Annotated in this window: 9 protein-coding genes; 1 reads left to right on the plus strand and 8 read right to left on the minus strand. The window is 52.6% G+C overall.

Features of this window, described 5'->3' with window-relative positions; all coding sequences use genetic code 11:
* Window positions 1-26: 26 nt before the first annotated feature.
* The 3 genes from ACYVH9_RS15530 to ACYVH9_RS15540 form a co-directional block, all read right to left on the minus strand.
* On the minus strand, window positions 27-2,405 hold the full coding sequence (locus tag ACYVH9_RS15530; RefSeq protein ID WP_460637278.1) for an ABC transporter permease: 2,379 nt from the start codon (window positions 2,403-2,405) through the stop codon (window positions 27-29).
* 124 nt (window positions 2,406-2,529) lie between these two features.
* Complete coding sequence (locus tag ACYVH9_RS15535; RefSeq protein WP_460637279.1) at window positions 2,530-4,968, minus strand: ABC transporter permease; 2,439 nt, start codon at window positions 4,966-4,968, stop codon at window positions 2,530-2,532.
* A gap of 11 nt (window positions 4,969-4,979) precedes the next feature.
* Window positions 4,980-5,201 (minus strand): hypothetical protein, encoded by a 222-nt coding sequence (locus tag ACYVH9_RS15540; protein ID WP_460637280.1) that lies wholly within the window; start codon window positions 5,199-5,201, stop codon window positions 4,980-4,982.
* Window positions 5,202-5,210: 9 nt separating this feature from the next.
* Between ACYVH9_RS15540 and ACYVH9_RS15545 the strand changes: the two genes are divergently transcribed.
* Window positions 5,211-6,509: a M20/M25/M40 family metallo-hydrolase gene (locus tag ACYVH9_RS15545; RefSeq protein WP_460637281.1), complete on the plus strand. Its 1,299-nt coding sequence runs from the start codon at window positions 5,211-5,213 to the stop codon at window positions 6,507-6,509.
* 48 nt (window positions 6,510-6,557) lie between these two features.
* On the opposite strand, the gene ACYVH9_RS15550 is transcribed toward ACYVH9_RS15545, so the two are convergent.
* From ACYVH9_RS15550 to ACYVH9_RS15570, 5 genes are all read right to left on the minus strand, one after another.
* Complete coding sequence (locus ACYVH9_RS15550; protein WP_460637282.1) at window positions 6,558-9,023, minus strand: ABC transporter permease; 2,466 nt, start codon at window positions 9,021-9,023, stop codon at window positions 6,558-6,560.
* A gap of 173 nt (window positions 9,024-9,196) precedes the next feature.
* Window positions 9,197-9,796 carry a hypothetical protein gene (locus ACYVH9_RS15555; protein ID WP_460637283.1) on the minus strand — a complete coding sequence of 200 codons (600 nt, stop codon included), beginning with the start codon at window positions 9,794-9,796 and terminating at the stop codon, window positions 9,197-9,199.
* 102 nt (window positions 9,797-9,898) lie between these two features.
* Window positions 9,899-12,253, minus strand: a complete 2,355-nt coding sequence (locus ACYVH9_RS15560) for an ABC transporter permease (RefSeq protein ID WP_460637284.1) — start codon at window positions 12,251-12,253, stop codon at window positions 9,899-9,901.
* Window positions 12,254-12,464: 211 nt separating this feature from the next.
* Window positions 12,465-14,870: an ABC transporter permease gene (locus tag ACYVH9_RS15565; RefSeq protein WP_460637285.1), complete on the minus strand. Its 2,406-nt coding sequence runs from the start codon at window positions 14,868-14,870 to the stop codon at window positions 12,465-12,467.
* A gap of 101 nt (window positions 14,871-14,971) precedes the next feature.
* Window positions 14,972-17,431 (minus strand): ABC transporter permease, encoded by a 2,460-nt coding sequence (locus tag ACYVH9_RS15570; RefSeq protein ID WP_460637286.1) that lies wholly within the window; start codon window positions 17,429-17,431, stop codon window positions 14,972-14,974.
* Window positions 17,432-18,134 lie beyond the last annotated feature (703 nt).

Raw genomic sequence — 18,134 nt, forward strand, 5'->3', positions numbered from 1 at the left:
CCCCTCTAGCCTACGCCCAATGTTTTTCACTCCGAACGTAGCGAAGTCACCGGATTTGTTAGCGCGGCTTTAATGCTTTGAAACGAAACCGTCAGCAACGCAACCAGGATAGCCAACCCACCGGCCAGTACAAATACCCAGGCATTCAGGCTGATCCGGTAGTCGAACTGCTGAAGCCAACCGTTCAGAAAATAGGCCGCCAGAGGTGATGCGAGCACACAGGCAACCACCACCAGCCCCACAAACTCGCGGGAAAGCAAGGCCCACAAATTGGTCACACTGGCACCGAGCACCTTTCGGATTCCCACTTCTTTGGTCCGCTGTTCGGCCAGAGAGGCTGACAGGCCAAACAGCCCCAGGCAGGCAATAAAAACCGCCAATACCGCAAAGATGCCCGCGAGTTCTCCAATCAGTTCCTCCTGCCTGAACTTGCGGTTGTACTCATCATTGACAAATTGATAGTCGAACGGATAGGCCGGATTAGCCTTCTGAAAAATCGGTTCAATGCGCGTCAGGGCTTCGGCGGTGTTGACGTGCGGGGCCAACCGGAAAATAAGGTAGCTTTCAAACGGAAGCCCCGTCAGCAACATCAGCGGATGAACGGGCGAATACGGCGAATCAATGATCGAATTTTCGACGACCCCCACCACCCGCAATTTCCGGCCGGGGTCCCAGACCAGGCTCATTTCCTGGTTCAGCGGTTCGTTGAGTCGCATGGCCCGCACGGCAGCTTCATTCAGAATCACCGACAACGAATCGGCACCAGTTGGACTAAAATCACGTCCACTTTTGAGCCGGATGCCCATCGTTTTCAGGTAGTCCGGCGAAGCCGAAATCAGGTTAAGCCGCATGATTTCGTCAGGTGCCCGGCCCGACCAGTCTACCCGCGTGTCGCTGGTGATGGTTGTGGCCGGACTTGATGCTTTGGTTACACTTTCAATCGCTCCTGACCGCAGCAGTTCGTTGCGCACAGCCTCGTAATTACGCTCTAAATCACCGGTCAGCTGAACCGTCAGCAAGCGATCCGGGTTATAGCCCATTGGGCGGTTTTTGGCATACCGAATCTGTTGATACACCAGAATCGCGCTAACAATAAAGGCAATACAGATGGTAAACTGCGCCACCACCAGCACTTTTCGCGGCCAGTTGGCGCTTCGTCCAACGTGGACCCGGCCCTTTAGCACACGCACGGCCTGAAAAGCGGACAGATAAAACGCCGGATAGCTCCCCGCCAACACACCTGTAAAACCCGTAAAGCCTAAGGTCAACAGCCAGAAAACGGGCTCCTGCCACGGAAAAGTAAGTTGTTTCTGGGTAAGCTGATTGAAACCCGGCAACAGAATCAGCACCAGCAGCAGCGACAGAACCAGCGCCAGGCCCGCAATCAGCAGCGATTCGCTCAAAAACTGGGCGATGAGCTGCGACCGCAACGATCCTACTGATTTTCGGACCCCGACCTCTCTGGCCCGTTTTTCGGAACGGGCTGTGGCCAGATTCATGAAATTGATGCAGGCAATCAGCAATACCGCCAGCCCCACAATCCCGAAAAGCCGAACGTACCGGATAAAGCCGCCCGTGTTTTTGCCGTTTTGAAACTCGCTGTACAAATGCCACTTCGCCACCGGATGCAGAAAAGCCTCAAAGATCGATTCCGGATTGTGGCGCTTGATAATTCCCTTTAGTTTGGCATCCACCGCGGCCGGATTAGCGTTCGGGTACAGTTCAACCCGGTACTCAATCAAATTGTTATTCCAGTCGGTGCGGCTGCTCTGCACCCAGGGAAAATTCTGTTCGAGATGCCGGAAGGGAACCAGAAAATCGAAATCCCAGGCCGTGTTGCGGGGCATTTTTTTCAAAACCCCGCTCACTTTCAGGTCAAACTGGTTGTCGAGTCGCACGATCTTGCCAACCGGATCGACTTCGTCAAAAAGCGCCAGAGCCGTTTCCTCGGTTAGCACCACCGAATTCGGGTCGTGCAGGGCCGACTTCCAGTCGCCCGACCGCATCGGCAACTGAAACATCGCCAGAAACTCCTCGCCAACGTGCTGCGCTTTCCGCATTACTTTTCGTTCGCCCACCTGGAGGGCCGTTCCATTCTGCATCCTCGCCGGCAGGCTTTCCACCACCCGTTTGATTTCCGGCACCTCGGCTCGTAACACATCCCGCAGCGGCAAGGCGGCATTGGATTGGGTCGTGGTTTCGCCGTTGGCCGTCCGGTGCTGCATGATCTGGTACAGATTGGCTTCATTTTCGTAAAACCGGTCGAAGGTTAGCTCATCCCAGACCCAAAGACCGATCAGCGTAGCCACGCTCATGCCAACGGCCAGGCCGAGAATATTGATGAAACTGAATCCTCTGTTTTTCCGCAGGCTGCGCCAGGCAATTTTCAGGTAATTTTGAAGCATGGATGTCCCTCTTGATTTGCGGTCCAAGGTACATACAACCGTCAAATCCAGGACGTTAAAAAAAGTTAAGAGTGAAGTATCCGGCAGTTGGCCGACGAGGTCTCAACGCTTCCCTCTTGACTTATCATTCTGAGCGTAGCGAGGTTACCGGATTGGCCAGGGCCGCTTTGACGCTCTGGAAGGCAATGGTAATCAGCGCTATCAGGGTAGCCAGCAGATCCGCTCCGGCAAATAGCCACCAGCTCAGGTCCGTTTTGTAAGCAAAATGTTGTAACCAGAACTGGCTCGCGTACCAGGCCAGTGGTGAAGCGATCAGAAAACCGATGACAACCAGTTTCAGAAAATCCGTTGAAAGCAACGCGACAATACTGCCTACCGAAGCGCCCAACACTTTCCGAATACCGATTTCCTTGTTGCGTTGCTCCGTCATGAACGTGGCCAAACCGAACAGCCCCAGGCAGGCAATGAAAATGGCAAGCAGTGAAGCCGCTATGAAAATGGTGCCGTACTGCTGTTCCGTCTGGTACTGCCGGTTGTAGTTTTCATCCAAAAAAAAGAATTCGAACGGATTACCCGGATAAGCCGCTTTATAAAGCCGTTCCAGTTCCGCCATGTTGGTCTGAATCTGATCCGTTGTGAGTTGAATCGTTAGCCAGCTTCCGTGATTCTGGGGCAAAAAAATAATGGGGGCAATGGTTTCCCGCAACGACTGGTGATGATAATCCTTTACAACCCCGACAATCTCAAACGGTTTTCCCCAGTTGATCGATTTCCCCACCGCGTCGGTTGCCGAGGCAAAGCCCAATTGCCGGGCTGCCGTCTCATTCACCAGCAGTTTATTATTTTTATCCCAGCCCACTTCCGCTTCAGGGGCGGTAAAATTCCGTCCAACAGCCAGCCTGATCCCGTAGGTGGCCAGAAAACGGTGATCAATAAACCCCATCGAATACAGCTTTTTGTCGTCGCCCGGCTGCGGGTTTGACCGGGTAATACCGTCGGTTGAGAAGTTGTAATACTTGCCCGGCACGGTTCCCGTAGTACAGTAGCTTTTGATGTACGAACGCTGCTCCAGTTCGTGTTCAAATGCCGCCATTCGCGACGAAAACGATGCATCTTTTCCTAACTCCGGCCCTTGAATCACCACGCGCCGTTCCAACTCCAGACCAAGCGCCTGATTTTGCATAAATTGCAACTGGCGGTACAATACAAACGTACCAATCAGAAGAACCGTAGAAATCCCAAACTGAAAGACAACCAAAGCTTTACGCAACGACCCACCTTTGGCACTTTTTCCGAAGGCCCCTTTCAGCATCTGAAGTGGCTGGAACGACGACAACGCAAAAGCGGTATAACCACCTGATGCCAAAGCGCCGAAAAGCAGCAAGACCAGCCCCACCAGCCAGAAGCGATCCGTCAGTAGTATACGCAGCGAAAGCTCTTTTTTAACCAACTCATTAAAAACCGTCTGAAAGCCGTTCACCAGCAGCAGCGCCCCGCCCAAACCGAGCCCATTCAGCAGCAGGGATTCACCCAGAAACTGCCCAATCAATTGCCCTTTTCCGGCCCCGACGACTTTGCGAACCCCAACCTCTTTGGCCCGTTTCAAAGCACCCGCCGTCGATAAGTTGATGTAGTTGAACCAGGCAATCACCAGAATCAGCCCGGCAATACCACCCAACAGGTAAATCAGACCCAGATTACCGGTAGTTGGGTACGGGTCACTCAGCGAAGCAGCCAAATGGATTTGCGCAGCCGGTTGCAGCCGCATCCGGTTTTCGTCTTCGGGCCGGGTTATTTTTTTCAACTGGTCAAACTTTTCTTCCAACGCCCGCAAATCAGTGCCTTCCGGAAGTTGCAGAAAGGTGGTCAGATAAGCCCCGTCAAAACTATCCAGCCGCGCCCAGTCATTGCCGTTGAGATTGGCCGGATTCGCCAGGGTCTGCAACGAAAACACCATCCCAAACTGTAAATCCGAATTTTGGGGCATATCGACATACACCGCCGTAATGGTATACGGTGTCTGGCCAAACTGATTGTTCAGCGTCAATACCTTACCAATAGCTTGAGTACCTCCGAAATATTTTCGGGCATAGGATTCTGATAGAGCGACGGTATTCGGGCGGATCAGAGCCGTAGCGGCATTGCCCTGAAGCAACGGGAATGTAAAGAGTTTAAAAAAACTGGCGTCGGCCAACGCGATATTGGTTTCCCGAAAAGCCTTGGGATTCTGTGGGTTATTCGGATCAGTAACACTGACGATGCCGGAGATGGAATTGTCGACAATGCGGCAGAAATCGGTCACTTCCGGAAACTCCCGTTTCATCAGCGTCGCCACCGCCGGGGGCATATCTGCCCAGGCATCGCCGGTTTTATTTTGCCACACCATCCGGTAAAGCGTTGGCAGGTTGTGGTGAAAACCGTTGACGCTTTTTTCGAAACTAATGTATTCCAGAATCAGCAGAAACGCGGCAATACCGAGCGCCAGCCCCGCCATGTTGACCCCGGAGAAAAGCTTGTTTTTCAGGAGGTTTCGGAACGCAATTTTAAAATAATTGTGAAGCATAGAACCTGGGGCTAAAGACCGATAAATGCATAGGGCAAATGGCGCACCAAAAAACGTAATTCATTCTCTTTCAAATCATTAATCACATGAACAAAACCCACAATGTCCGCCAGCGGACGGAAAGTCTCCTGCTGGCGGACAAACGCAGCAGAAACGTATACAGGTCCACCTGTTGGTATCTTTTCCGGTGAAATCGCTATTTTTAACGCTTCATCAGCTTGGCTTTTCTTCATCAAACTTTCATGACTCACCTGTTCAAATCAGCGATTTTAGGCTTACTACTGGGGTGTTTTTCAACCTCTTTCCTGTACGCTCAGGAAACCGCATCCATCGATAAACGCTACATGGACGAAATCAAGGCGCTGGCGAATCGTCCGGCGGTCAAGACGGTTTTTCAAACCTTCACGGAACTGGAACCGCAAACCAAACAGGATTTGATTACCCTTACCGAAATACCGGCTCCGCCTTTTAAGGAAGAAGCCAAAGCCCGGAAATATGCCGCTATGCTGAAAGAAGCCGGAGCGGATTCGGTCTGGATCGACGAAATTGGAAACGTGATCGGTAAACGAAAAGGCCGCTCCGGCAAGAAAGCCGTCGTGGTCGAAGCCCATTTGGACACGGTTTTTCCGGAAGGCACCGATGTGAAGGTAAAGCAAAAAGGCGACACGCTGTACGCGCCCGGCGTGGGCGACGACACCCGCGGCCTGGTGGCGCTCCTGACGGTTTTGAAAGGCCTGGAGAAAGCAAACATCGAAACCGATGCCGACGTCTGGTTTGTGGGTACGGTGGGTGAAGAAGGGTTGGGCGACCTCCGGGGCGTCAAACACCTGTTCAAAACGAACGGTTCCAAAATCAATTCCTACATCGCCGTCGATGGCGACGGCATCAGCGAAATCGTACACCGGGGGCTGGGTTCGTACCGCTACCGGATTACGTTCAAAGGGCCAGGCGGGCATTCCTACGGCGCATTCGGGATTGTCAATCCGCACAGTGCGCTGGGCAAAGCGATTCATTACTTCACCGACGAAGCCGACAAATTTACCCGCCAGGGCATCAAAACTACCTACAGCGTCAGCGTGGTTGGGGGCGGCACGTCGGTAAACGCCATTCCGTTTGAATCATGGATGGAAATTGACATGCGCTCCGAAAGCCCCGAGCGGCTCAACGGCATCGATCAATTGCTAAAAACCGCCATTCAGCGGGCTTTACAGGAAGAAAACCGATTGAAGCGCAGCGGCCCGGATTTAACGGTCGATGTCAGGAAAATCGGGGATCGGCCCTCCGGCAAAATCGAACCGACGGTTCCGCTCGTACAGCGGGCTATGGCAGTTTCTACCTTTTTGGGTGCCAAACCGCGGCTGGACGTTTCCTCGACCAACGCCAACACGCCTATTTCGCTGGGCATTCCGGCCATCACCATCGGTAGCGGAGGTACAGGCGGTAACGTTCACGCGCGCAACGAATGGTGGCTGAACGACAAAGGAGTTTTGGGCTTACAAAATGTTCTGCTGGTGCTGCTGGCCGAGGCAGGAATGAAATAAGCAAAAAGGCCATAAAGAATCAGGCCTGATTTTTTATGGCCTTTTTGCTTACTCCGCCCGCAAACTCTTCACCGGGTTCATCAGGGCCGTTCGGATGGAATGGTAACTGACAGCGGCCAGCGCCACCAGAAAGCCGAGTGCTCCCGCCAGGGCAAAGATGGTCCAGTTCAACTCGATGCGGTAGGCGAAATTAGCCAGCCAGCGATTCATCAGCCAGGTCGATAACGGAATGGCCAGGCCAAACGCCACCGCAACCAGCGTAAGCGTCCGGCGGTTCAGCAACAGCCACACCTGCCCGACCGTTGCGCCCATGACTTTCCGGATGCCCACTTCTCTGATCCGGTTGATGGCCTGAATCCCCGCAAGCCCGAACAACCCCAACGCAGCAATCAGCAGAGCGATGCCGGTGGCTAGCTGGGTCAGCGTGGTCCAGCGCTGGTAATTACGGTACCGGGCCGCCAGATCCTGATCAAGAAACGAATATTCAAACGGCTGCCCGTCGGAGAGTTGAGGCCAGTCACGGGCAATGCGGGCTACTTTATCCGACAGGTTGCCGGGACTCAGTTTCAGGTAAAATACGCCCTGATACCAAAGTCCGAGTTTGTAGTAAGCGGGCAGAATGGCTTGGGTGAGCGGTTCGATGTTGTGATCATTCACCACGCCAATAATCGTTCGTCCATTCAGCGTCTCCATCGGTTTGTTAAAGGCCATTTCGTCGCCCAGCAGCTTTGCCAATGTCTCGTTAACCACCACTGCTTTGACGTTTTTAGCCGTATCCGAGCTAAATTTTGGCAGAAAATGTCGTCCCTGCCGGAGCTTAATGCCCATGAGGTCAAAGAAGTTATAATCAACGGCCTGCTCCAGCGCCCAGTATTTTTGTCCTTTGATGGTGGTTCCGTTCCGGTTAAAACCGTCTTCGCCGTAGCCGCCGGCACTGCTGGCAACCAGCAGCACATCCGGATTGTCCACCTGATAACGCAACAACCGCTCATAAAGCGGGGTCCCGGTTTCCGAGACAACGGGCTCCATGTTTTTGATTTTGAGCACCGGATCTTTCGTCAATCCCAGGTCTTTTTCCTGCATAAACGTCAACTGCCGGTGCATCGTGATTCCCGAGATAACGAGCAGCAGGGAGAGCACAAACTGTACGCCCATCATGCCCTGAATGACCAGCGGATTGATTTTGTAGGTACGGTTTTGCCCCAGAAATAACGTGGGCCGAAACCGTGCAACTAGCAGAGCCGGGTAAATGCCGGCCAGCAGGCTCATCGCCCCGATCATGGCGAGTAAGCCCAGCAAATTGCCGGTTTGTAGCACGTCCAAAACCGTCAGGGTACGGTCGGTCAAGGCGTTGAACGTGGGCCGTAGAACAAGCGCCAGCAGCAGGCTGATCACCGCAGCCAGCCCCACCACCAGCACGGTTTCGAGCCAAAGTTGCACGGCCAGTTGCTGCGGAGCCGCCCCAACCACCTTCCGAACACCCACTTCCTGCAGCCGACTCGCCAGTTTCGACAGTGAAATAATGATGTAATTCAGGCCCGCAACGAGCAGAATCAGCAAACTGATGGAAACCAGCAGATAGACGTTCGTGGGTGAAACCGTCCGGTTCCAGCGCTCGTTGAACGAGAAATGCGTATCGGCCAGTGGCCGAACCGTGAGCACAAATGGCTGGTTGCTCAGGCGGCTTTTCTGCTCGGGCGAAGCGTATTTTAGTACAGTGGTTAGCATTTCCCTGAAAAGCTGCGGACCCACTACCGCCAGTTTGGCGTTGGCCTGCGGCAGTGAAGCCGTGGAGCTCAACTTGCCGAGCGTGTAGACATTGCTGGTGTTATACCGCCGTTCGAGCTGATCGCGGTACGACGGATCGCTCTCCAGCCGTACCACCAGTTCCCCACTCAGGGTGGTGTTCGACGGTGGATTCTGCATCACGCCCGAAACCGTATAGAGCCGCCCGTCGTAATGAATGGTTTTCCCAATGGGGTTGGCATCTGCAAACAGCTTTTGCCGCAACCGTTCCGAAATCACCGCATTGTGCAATCCGGCCAGTACCTGCTCCGGGCGGCCCAGGGTTAGCGGAAGCGAGAAGAAGGTAAAATAATTGGCGTCGGCGTGGAGAACGGTCTTTTCATACACCGACGTGATACCGTATTTGACCACACTCTCGCGCTGCCGGGTCATTCGGATAATTTCCTGAAATTCGGGCACATGCTGTTTTATTTCCAGTCCAAAAATCACTGGAAAAACAAAGCTGCGGTGCGTTTCTGCCGCAAAAAAGGGCAGGTTCAGCGGACGTTGGCCCGGTTTGCCTTCAAAATCAAATAGATCTGTGGTTTCAAACCGGTAAATCCGGTCGGCGTCGGTATGAAAACGATCGAACGAGCGTTCGTGGTTGACAAAGGCGTAGGTCAGCAAACCAAAAGCCAGCGCAACCGACAAACCGGCCAGGTGAATGGTGGAGTAAACGGGGTCGCGACGAAGGCCGCGCAACGCCACAGTAAGGTAATTTTTGAGCATGGTTCAGGAAGGGGGTTACCCGTTTTAAGAATCGTACGAAGGCAACTTTCTGAATAGACACGCTTCGGAAAGCGATGTTGCATTATGGTCTTCTCTCAAAAAAGAAAACCCCGCGGAAAGCACAACAACTTTTCCGCAGGGTTCTTCATATCAACCTGATTCGGTGTTCTTCTTTATTTACGGGCGTTCGATAAACCCAGACTTCGCTCGGTGTCAGCAATCAGCCGCTGCCGCTCGGTTTCGGATTTTCCCTCGACGTTGAGCGTTCGCTCAAAAACGTGCTCCTCGCCGTCGAGTTTGTATTCATATTTGAGCTTCAAACGGTTATTCTCCCGATCTTCAATGATGGTTTTGGTGTAAGGCGTCCCGTCCGGGGCCACAATCACATTTTTCGGCAACTGGCCATCGTCATTTTTCACATGATTGCCGGTTGTGCGGTTGTTCACGGCGACGGCCACCTCGCCCGATTCGTAGCGGGGCGGTTTGGTGTTTCGGGAAAATGCGGGGGCTTTCGGGGGGCGGGGCGGACTCACCGCTACGTGTACACCCAGCGAATCCTGGATGTGGCTCACCAGATAATCCTTCTCTTCCTTGCTCATTCCCGTGGCATCAAATTCTTCGTCGTAATGAACTTCCCGGCCGGGTTGTTCGACGTCGATCTTTATACGTACGGTCTTGCCATTATCGCTAATGCTCCGGCTGACCGACGAGCGCTCCTGCGCGACGGCCACGACACTGATTCCTAAAAGTGCGAGGGTAATTGCTGTTTTCATGTGTGTTTACTGTTATGGGAACGGTCAGAGCCTGTATGACGCAGATTAAAGGACTAACTAAGATTATTTTTCATCCTGGTTAATCCTTTGCGTCATCCAGGTTCAAGAATCTTTTATACTATTCACCGGATTCATCAACGCGGCTTTCACCGACTGGAACGATACGGTCAGCAGCGCAATTAAAACGGCCAGGCCGCCCGCCAACGCGAAAATCCATCCTTCCAACCCCACACGATACGCAAAATCCTGCAACCAGCGATCCAGTGCATACCAGGCAACCGGCGCAGCAATGAAAATAGCAATGAGAACTAACTTGAGAAAATCTTTGGAGAGCAATAATACCACGTTAACGACCGAAGCACCCAAAATCTTGCGTATCCCAATCTCTTTTGTTCGCTGTCCGGTTGTAAAGGTAACTAATCCAAACAATCCCAGGCAAGAAACCAATATGGTTAATGCTGCAAAACCGTTAAAAACCGTCGTCATCAGCCGATCTTTCGTGTATTGGGCTTCCACCGATTCGTCCAGAAACTTATAATCGAACGGTGAACCCGGATAGTGCTGCTGCCAAAGCGCTTGTACCACCGGCAGGTACTCGGGTTTGACGTTCACCATCAGGCTACTAACCGGAAACGTATTGTAAATCATCACCAGCGGCTCAACCAGGTTGTGCAAAGACCGATAATGGAAGTTCTTGACTACACCCACCACCTTGCCCTTATGACCAAATCCATCGATGCTTTGCCCCACGCCTTCTTTCCAGCCCGCCATTTTTACGAAGGCTTCGTTGACAATAAAACCGCCTTTCAGATCCGCTTTCGCATTTGACGACAGATTGCGGCCCAGTTTTAGCGGAATGTTCAGCAGCGGCAGAAACTGGTCATCCACAAACAGGTAATTGCTCATCAGTTCCCGCTTCTGTCCGTTGCTTCGAATCGTCGTGGACGCCATCGGCAACAGCCCTTCTGTCTGCAACCCCGACCCCAGCGTCACCCCGCCAATTTCGCTTCGGTTTTTCAGGCTGTTGGCCAAAGCCGTAGCCCCCGCCCGGGCCGTCGAATCATCGGGCAGGTAGAGGCTCAGGATTCGTTCTTTGGTAAAGCCCAGATCATGATTTTGCATAAAATTCATTTGCCGCCGGATCACCAGCACACCCGCAATCATTCCGACAGCCAACACGAACTGAAAAATAATCACGGATTTGCGCAGCCAGGCCCCTTTACCATACGTGCCAAGCCGTCCCTTCAGTACTTCAACGGGGCGGTAATTCGACAGGACAAAAGCCGGGTACAGCCCCCCCGCCAGCGTGATAACCACCCACGAGAAACCGACCAGTTCCATCATTTCCGCTACCGAAATCGGCAACCGGATGCCCAGCAGCTCATTGAAAAAAGGAGCCGCCGTCAACACCAGAAGCACGGCAATACCAACTGATAAGCCGCTCAGCAACCCCGACTCAAACAAAAACTGTCGGATCAGCTGGCCTCGCCTTGCTCCGTTGGCTTTTCGAACGCCCACTTCCCGGGCACGTTCGGTGGCTTTGGCGGTCAGCAGGTTTACGTAATTCAGCAGGGCAATGACCAGCACAAAAACCGCCAGAAACGCGAACAGGTAGCCGTACTGTTTGTTGCCTTTGGGCGTGTCGGCCATCTTGCCTTCGCTGTAATGCACGTCTTCCAGGCGTTCCACCGGAAAGCTGATTGTATAGCCCTCGGCCCCCATTTTTGCCAGTTCAGGATTGGCGTATTTCCGGGCAAGCTGCTCCAGCTTTTTGCTAAAAACCGGCAGATTGGGTTCATCCCGAAAAAGAACGTAGGTGTAACACGGAAAATCATCTTCCACCCACGACCGAACGCCCGGAAACTCCTTCGACAACAGGGCCTTTACCACCAGATCGGTATTGGTCGGCAGATCGGCCATCACGCCTGTCACCTGATACCGCTGCTTTTCAAACGCAACGATTTGTCCCAGCACATCCGTCTTCCCGAAGTATTTCCGGGCAAGCTGTTCGGTCAGGACAACGCTGTTCGGGTTGGCCAAGGCCGTGGCCGGATTGCCCACCAGCAAGGGGTATGAGAAAACCGCAAACACCTCTTTATCGGCGTGGTAGATACCCGGCTCTTTGAACAGCTTTTCGCCCTGCCGCACCAGGCCCTCATACGGCGTCAACCGAATGGCGTTTTCCACTTCCGGGTAGTCGCGCCTGAGCGTTGGCGCGAGCGGCACCGGACTGGAAGCCAGCACCAGGGGCGATTCCTGCGTTTTCATGATGGTGGTAATGCGCGCAATCCGGTTGGCATTGGCGTGAAAACCGTCGTACGAAAATTCGTGGTTCACATACAACGCCATCAGCAGGCAGGCCGCTAATCCAATGGCCAGCCCACCAACGTTCAAACCGGTATACAATTTATTGCGCCAAAGGGTACGCAGGGCAATGTTGAGGTAGTTGCGAAGCATGAATTATGGTGATAAGTTTGAATAAAACGCGCTGAATTACGTACTTTCCTCCCGTCAACCCTCCCTCTATTGTCAATAAAGAGGGGAGCATTGGGCACCCGCTGCACACCAACGAGTTATCGCCAAACTGACCGTTGGGCTCGGTATGCTCTTTTTACTGCGAACAAGCGATCCGCCTGAAACTTTCTATAAGCCCCAACCGTACGCCCATTTATTCGCTTCGCAAACTCCGCACCGGGTTGGCCAGGGCCGCTTTGATGCTCTGAAACGAAACCGTTGCCAGGGCCACCACAATCGCTAAACCGCCTGCCAGCCCAAACATCCACCACTGCATGGCAATTCGGTACGCAAAATCGTCCAGCCATTGGCTCATGGCATACCCCGCAATTGGCGCAGCAATTACCAGGGCAATAACCACCAGCTTCAGGAAGTCTTTCGAGAGTAGCGCAACAATGCTGGCCACCGACGCACCCAGCACCTTCCGAATACCGATTTCCTTCGTCCGCTGTACTACCACCAGCGACACCAGACCGTACAGACCCAGTCCGCAAATCAAAATGGCCAGCCCTGCGAACGTATTGACCAGCCGGAAAAGCAGGTTTTCGCTTTCGTAAAACCGGGCCAGCTGCTCATCCAGAAATTCATATTCAAAAACCTCATCGGGGTAAATTTTCTCCCAGACTTGCTGAATGCGCTGCACGGTCTGTTCCGGATTATGGCCCGAAATCCGGATGCCCACCCGCTTGTAAAGCTCGGCATAGCTGGCAATGAAACAAGGCTCAATGGGGTCGCGCAGTGAACGCATGTGAAAGTCTTTCACAACGCCCACAATCGGCAACGGAACCGGCGACAGGTGATACTGCAAGGTTTTCCCGATGGCTTTTTGCGGGTCCCGAATGTTCATTTTCCGCAACAGCGCTTCATTGACCAGATACTCCCGAATCGTGTCACTTTCGGTAATATCGCGTCCCGCAATGATCTGCAACCCGTAGGTTTTTACGTAACCAGCGTCGCCGATGCGCTCCCGGAGCGGGAAGGCCATCCATTCGGCCTGACCGCCAAATTTGAAGGAGCCACCGTTCATCATCTGCGCCGAGGGCGGGCGGTAGCTGGCACTAACGGTTTTTATGTCGGGGTATTGCAACAACTCATTCCTGAAGGTTTCCCGCAACGCTTTCTCCGGTTTGGGCAGCGGCACAACAACGACGTTCTCTTTGTTCAGTCCCAGATCGGCGTTCTGAATGTACCGCACCTGGGTAGCCACCACCAATGAGCCAATAATGAGCGCCTGACACACCACAAACTGCGTAATAACCAATGATTTCCGCACCACCGAACGCCCGCTGGATCGGGTCGCCAGGGCTCCTTTCAGAGCCGCCCAAGGACTGAACCCCGACAAAACCGCAGCCGGGTACCCGCCCGCCAGTACAACGACAACCCCCATCAGCAGGATGGTAAAACCGATCGTTGCGCCATCAAGATGCAACGATAACGGCAGGCCCGACCACCGGTTTAGCAGTGGCAGGCTCAGCAACGCCAGCAGCAGCGCAAAAACCGTCGCTGCCAGCACGATTAAGGCGGTTTCGAGCAAAAATTGGCGAACCAATTGCGTCCGCGAGCTGCCCAGTGTTTTCCGAATGCCCACTTCCTTGCTCCGGCGTAATGCCTGCGCCGTGGCCAGGTTGACAAAATTGATGCAGGCTGTCAGCATCAGAAAAACACCCACCAGACCCAGCGACCAGAGCAACGAAGGCCGGATGGCCTTGGCACCGGTCGCCAGGCGCCGAACATCGAAATGAACCTCCCGCAAAGGCTGAAAATGAAAATGGAAATAGTGTGCTCCTTCTCCAAAATGCTTTTTCGACAGAGCGGGCATAGCGGCTTCCAGATCACCGACGGTTTCTGGGTTTTTCAATGTGCAGAAAAGCCGGTAATTGCTGTTGAGCTGTCCCCAATCCGTTTGATTAAACTGCGAATCGAGCGTTTTAAGCGTCGCCATAGAAATAAACAGGTGGACATCCACGTCGGTGGTGCGGGGTGGATCGGCCAAAATACCGGTGATACGGGCGTCGGTGCGGTGATTCAGGGTCAGGGTCTGCCCCATCGGATCGGCATCACCGAAGTATTTTTTAGCCCACGATTCGGTAATAACCACGGTATTGGGTTCGTGCAGCGCGGTTTTTGGATTGCCCCGCAACCAGTGGTAATCCAGAATATCAAACAATTCCGGTTCGGCCAGCCCGGTTCCGCTATGCTCCTGAAAACGGAGGGGAACGGTTTTTCCAGGTTGCCGGTGGCTGACGATCAGGTCGCGGTTCATGATCAGAAATGCAGCCTGCTCGACCTGCGGATAATCCGTTCGCAAGGTACGGGCCATTGGCAAGGGCGCTTCCGGATAGTATTCAATTGCTCCGTCGTCGAGGTGTAAATCCGTTACGACCCGGAATATACGGTCGAATTTGGCATGGTGCCGGTCCGTACTGAGGTGATACTGAATAAACAGGAATAGCAACAAACCGCCCGCCATCCCGACCGATAAGCCGAGAAGGTTAAGGAGGGTGCTACTCCGATGCGTGGTTATATTCCGCCAGGCAATTTTGAAGTAATTTTGTAGCATAAGTTCCCGGTCTGCAACTGGTTAAGGTTGCGCCAAAGGTACTCCCTATTGCGGTTGAACGGTTTTTCAGTTCTGTTAATAAAAGTTAATCTGAACTCCTATTACTCACTGCGTAACGATTTCGCCGGATTCATCAAAGCCGCTTTGATGCTCTGGAAACTGACCGTTGCCACCGCAATCAGGAGCGCTAAAACGCCCGCCAATGCAAACACCCACCACTCGATGCTAATTTTATAGATAAATGCCGATAGCCACTGATTCATGAAGTACCAGGCAAGCGGTGAAGCGATGACAATTGAAATGGCGACCAGCTTCAGAAAGTCTTTGGAGAGTAGGGCAACAATGCTGCTCACCGATGCGCCCAAAACCTTCCGAACCCCGATTTCCTTCGTTCGCTGCTCGGCGGCAAACGTTGTCAGGCCAAACAGCCCCATACAGGCGATGAAAATGGCCAGAGCCGTAAAGGTGATAAACACCCGGCCAGTTTGCTGCTCGGTGCGGTATGCTTTCGCAAATTCATGGTCCAGAAAGGTATAATCGAAGGGAGTGTCGGGGCTAAACCGTTTCCAGTTTGCTTCGATTTTTTTCACCGCCGTTTCGGTTGCTCCGGGTCGGATGCGCACCAGCACGTTTGAACCGGGCTCCTCAAAACTTTTAGACGAGGTATGAAACAGCGCAAAAGGCTGCATGGCCGTCCGAACCGACTCCGTATCAAAGTCCTTCATCACCCCAATGACCTTAAATGCCTGCTGCCGACCGCCGGGATACACCAGCGACTGACCAATCGGTTTTTTCCAGCCAATCTGTTTCACGGCGGTTTCGTTCAGAATCACCGACAGCGAATCGGAGAATTCCGGCGAGAAATTTCGGCCCTGCGTCAAGTTAATTTTCAGCGTTGGTACCAGCTCATAATCCGTCAGAAACGAGTACATCAGCAAATCTTTCGCAATCTGTTTTTCGCCAGTCTGCACCGGATTATAGAAATCGCCAAAAGCGCCATTCAGCGGAGTACTGGTCGAAATACTGGCTTTGGCTACTTCGGCCAGCCGCACCACCTCCTGCCGAAAAGCCTCCTGGTTCTGCGCCAGACGATTAGCGTTGCGCACCACGAGCACGTTTTCCTTGGTAAGACCCAAATCTTTATTCTGAGCATACCGCAGTTGAGCAAATACGACAATGGTGCCGATGATGAGCGCCGTTGAAACCACAAACTGAAAGACCACCAGCCCATTACGCGTCAGTTGCTGCGCTAGCGAGGTTTTCAGCATCCCGCTCTTGAGCGTTTGTACCGGGTTAAATGCGGTGAGGTAAAAAGCCGGATAACTGCCAGCCAGCAAACCGATAAACAACGCCAGAACCCCGGTTATAGCCAGCACATCTGCGGTAAACAGCAAATCCACCGAGAAGGTCTTGCCAGCCAGCTGATTGAAAAACGGCAGTAGAATGGCCACCAGCCCCAGCCCTAACCCCGTAGCAATGACGCTATACAGCATCGATTCGGTCAGAAACTGCCGGATGAGCATGCTGCGATACGAACCCAGCACTTTCCGAACGCCCACTTCCTTCGCCCGTTTGACCGACCGGGCCGTAGAAAGATTCATGAAATTGACGCAGGCCAGCACTCCAATAAAAATGGCAACGATTGCGAATGTATCAATCTGGCGGTAATCGCCCAGATTCTGGTGATGGGCCGAGATCTCGGTCGAGCGCAGGTGAATGTCGGTGAGTGGCTGGAGCTGAAATTGCCAGCGCCCGCCGTTTTTCAGAAAATCCGGTTGCCCAATGCGCTGGAAGGCGGGTTCGGCGTGTTTGGCGACCATCCCGGCAAAGCGGGCTTCCAGCGCCCGGACGCGGGCGGGGTCACTGGCAACCTGTTCATTAAGCCGAATGTAAGTCGCTACGTTCAGCCACACCCAGCTCCAGTCGAAATACTGCACCACCCCGTAGTTTTTCATGGGTGTCAGAAAATCGAACTGAATTGATGATTGCGTTGGCAGATCGGCCAGCACGCCCGTGATTTTATACGGATCGTTGTTAATTTTAAGCACCTGCCCCACCACATCCGGTTTTCCAAAATACTTCCGGGCCATTTTTTCGGTCACCACCAGCGAATTGGGCTCGCGCAAACAGGTTAGCGGATCACCCGCCAGAGTTGCAAACCGGATGACTTGGAAAAAGTTCGAGTCGGCCGCCATAATGCGCTGCTCGGTAAACGAGCGATCAACCCTCCCATTCTGTTCTCGCTGCACAACCGCATCCATCGCCTTAAACATCCGCGTATACGCTTCTACTTCAGGATATTCGCGCAAAATCGTTTTGCCAACCGGAGGAGGAGTACCGCTGGTCGTAAAATCACTGCCACCGAAATTTCCGGAGGTGTTAACCTGATACAGTCGGTCGGCATCCGGTAAAAACCGGTCGAACGCCAGCTCGTCCCGCACAAACAACACAATCAGCAGGCAACTTGCTACTCCAATTGCCAGACCCAAAAGGTTGATAAACGAGTAAACCGTATGGGTACGTAGGTTACGGAATGCGATTTTGAGATAATTGAGTAGCATCGGAGTCGGGAAAAGTAGAAGACATTACTTAATAAGCAGCAACTCAGCATGATCGTATCCACCAAGGTCGTGCCATATCTATAATCAATTGATTTACAGAAAACTAATCAGGTGAACACAAAAACCTGTCCGTATGCGGACAGGTTTTTGTACGGCAGCGGACATAGACCCTTCTAGCAGCAAGTACGCTGGCACGGAAAACCGCTTCCATAACCGCGGTATTGACTACTTTTTAACTGTTTTCGACTTCCATTTAACCAATTTGTTTTAATATTTTAATAATTAATATTCTATTCTTAATTTAACGTTACGAATCTGGAAGTAGTCGCACATTTAATGGTATTATACAAAGCCTGTTCTTTAAATAATACCAACTGTACTGACTTTTTGACAAGTTTATTATTTATCAGAATTTTGGGCTAAAAAGCAGAAAGACCCGTTTATCAAGCCATTTGATAGCACGTTTGCCTAAACCGGGCAAGTACCTGCGCCACCTTGTCTGATCTTTTAGAAAACCATCTCTATTAATTTTTATGAAGAACACCTACTGTCTGCTTAATACATGTCTCAACGGCCTAATTGCAAATTCCATTTCCAGCCGTTTTTTGGTCTCCGTTGGCTAGTGAGCTACCGTTGCTATTTGTCTTTCTCGGTTCGCGTTTTCTACTGGCGAATGCTTTGTGCTGTTGAGTCAATGCCAATA

This window comes from Larkinella harenae, assembly GCF_054780515.1.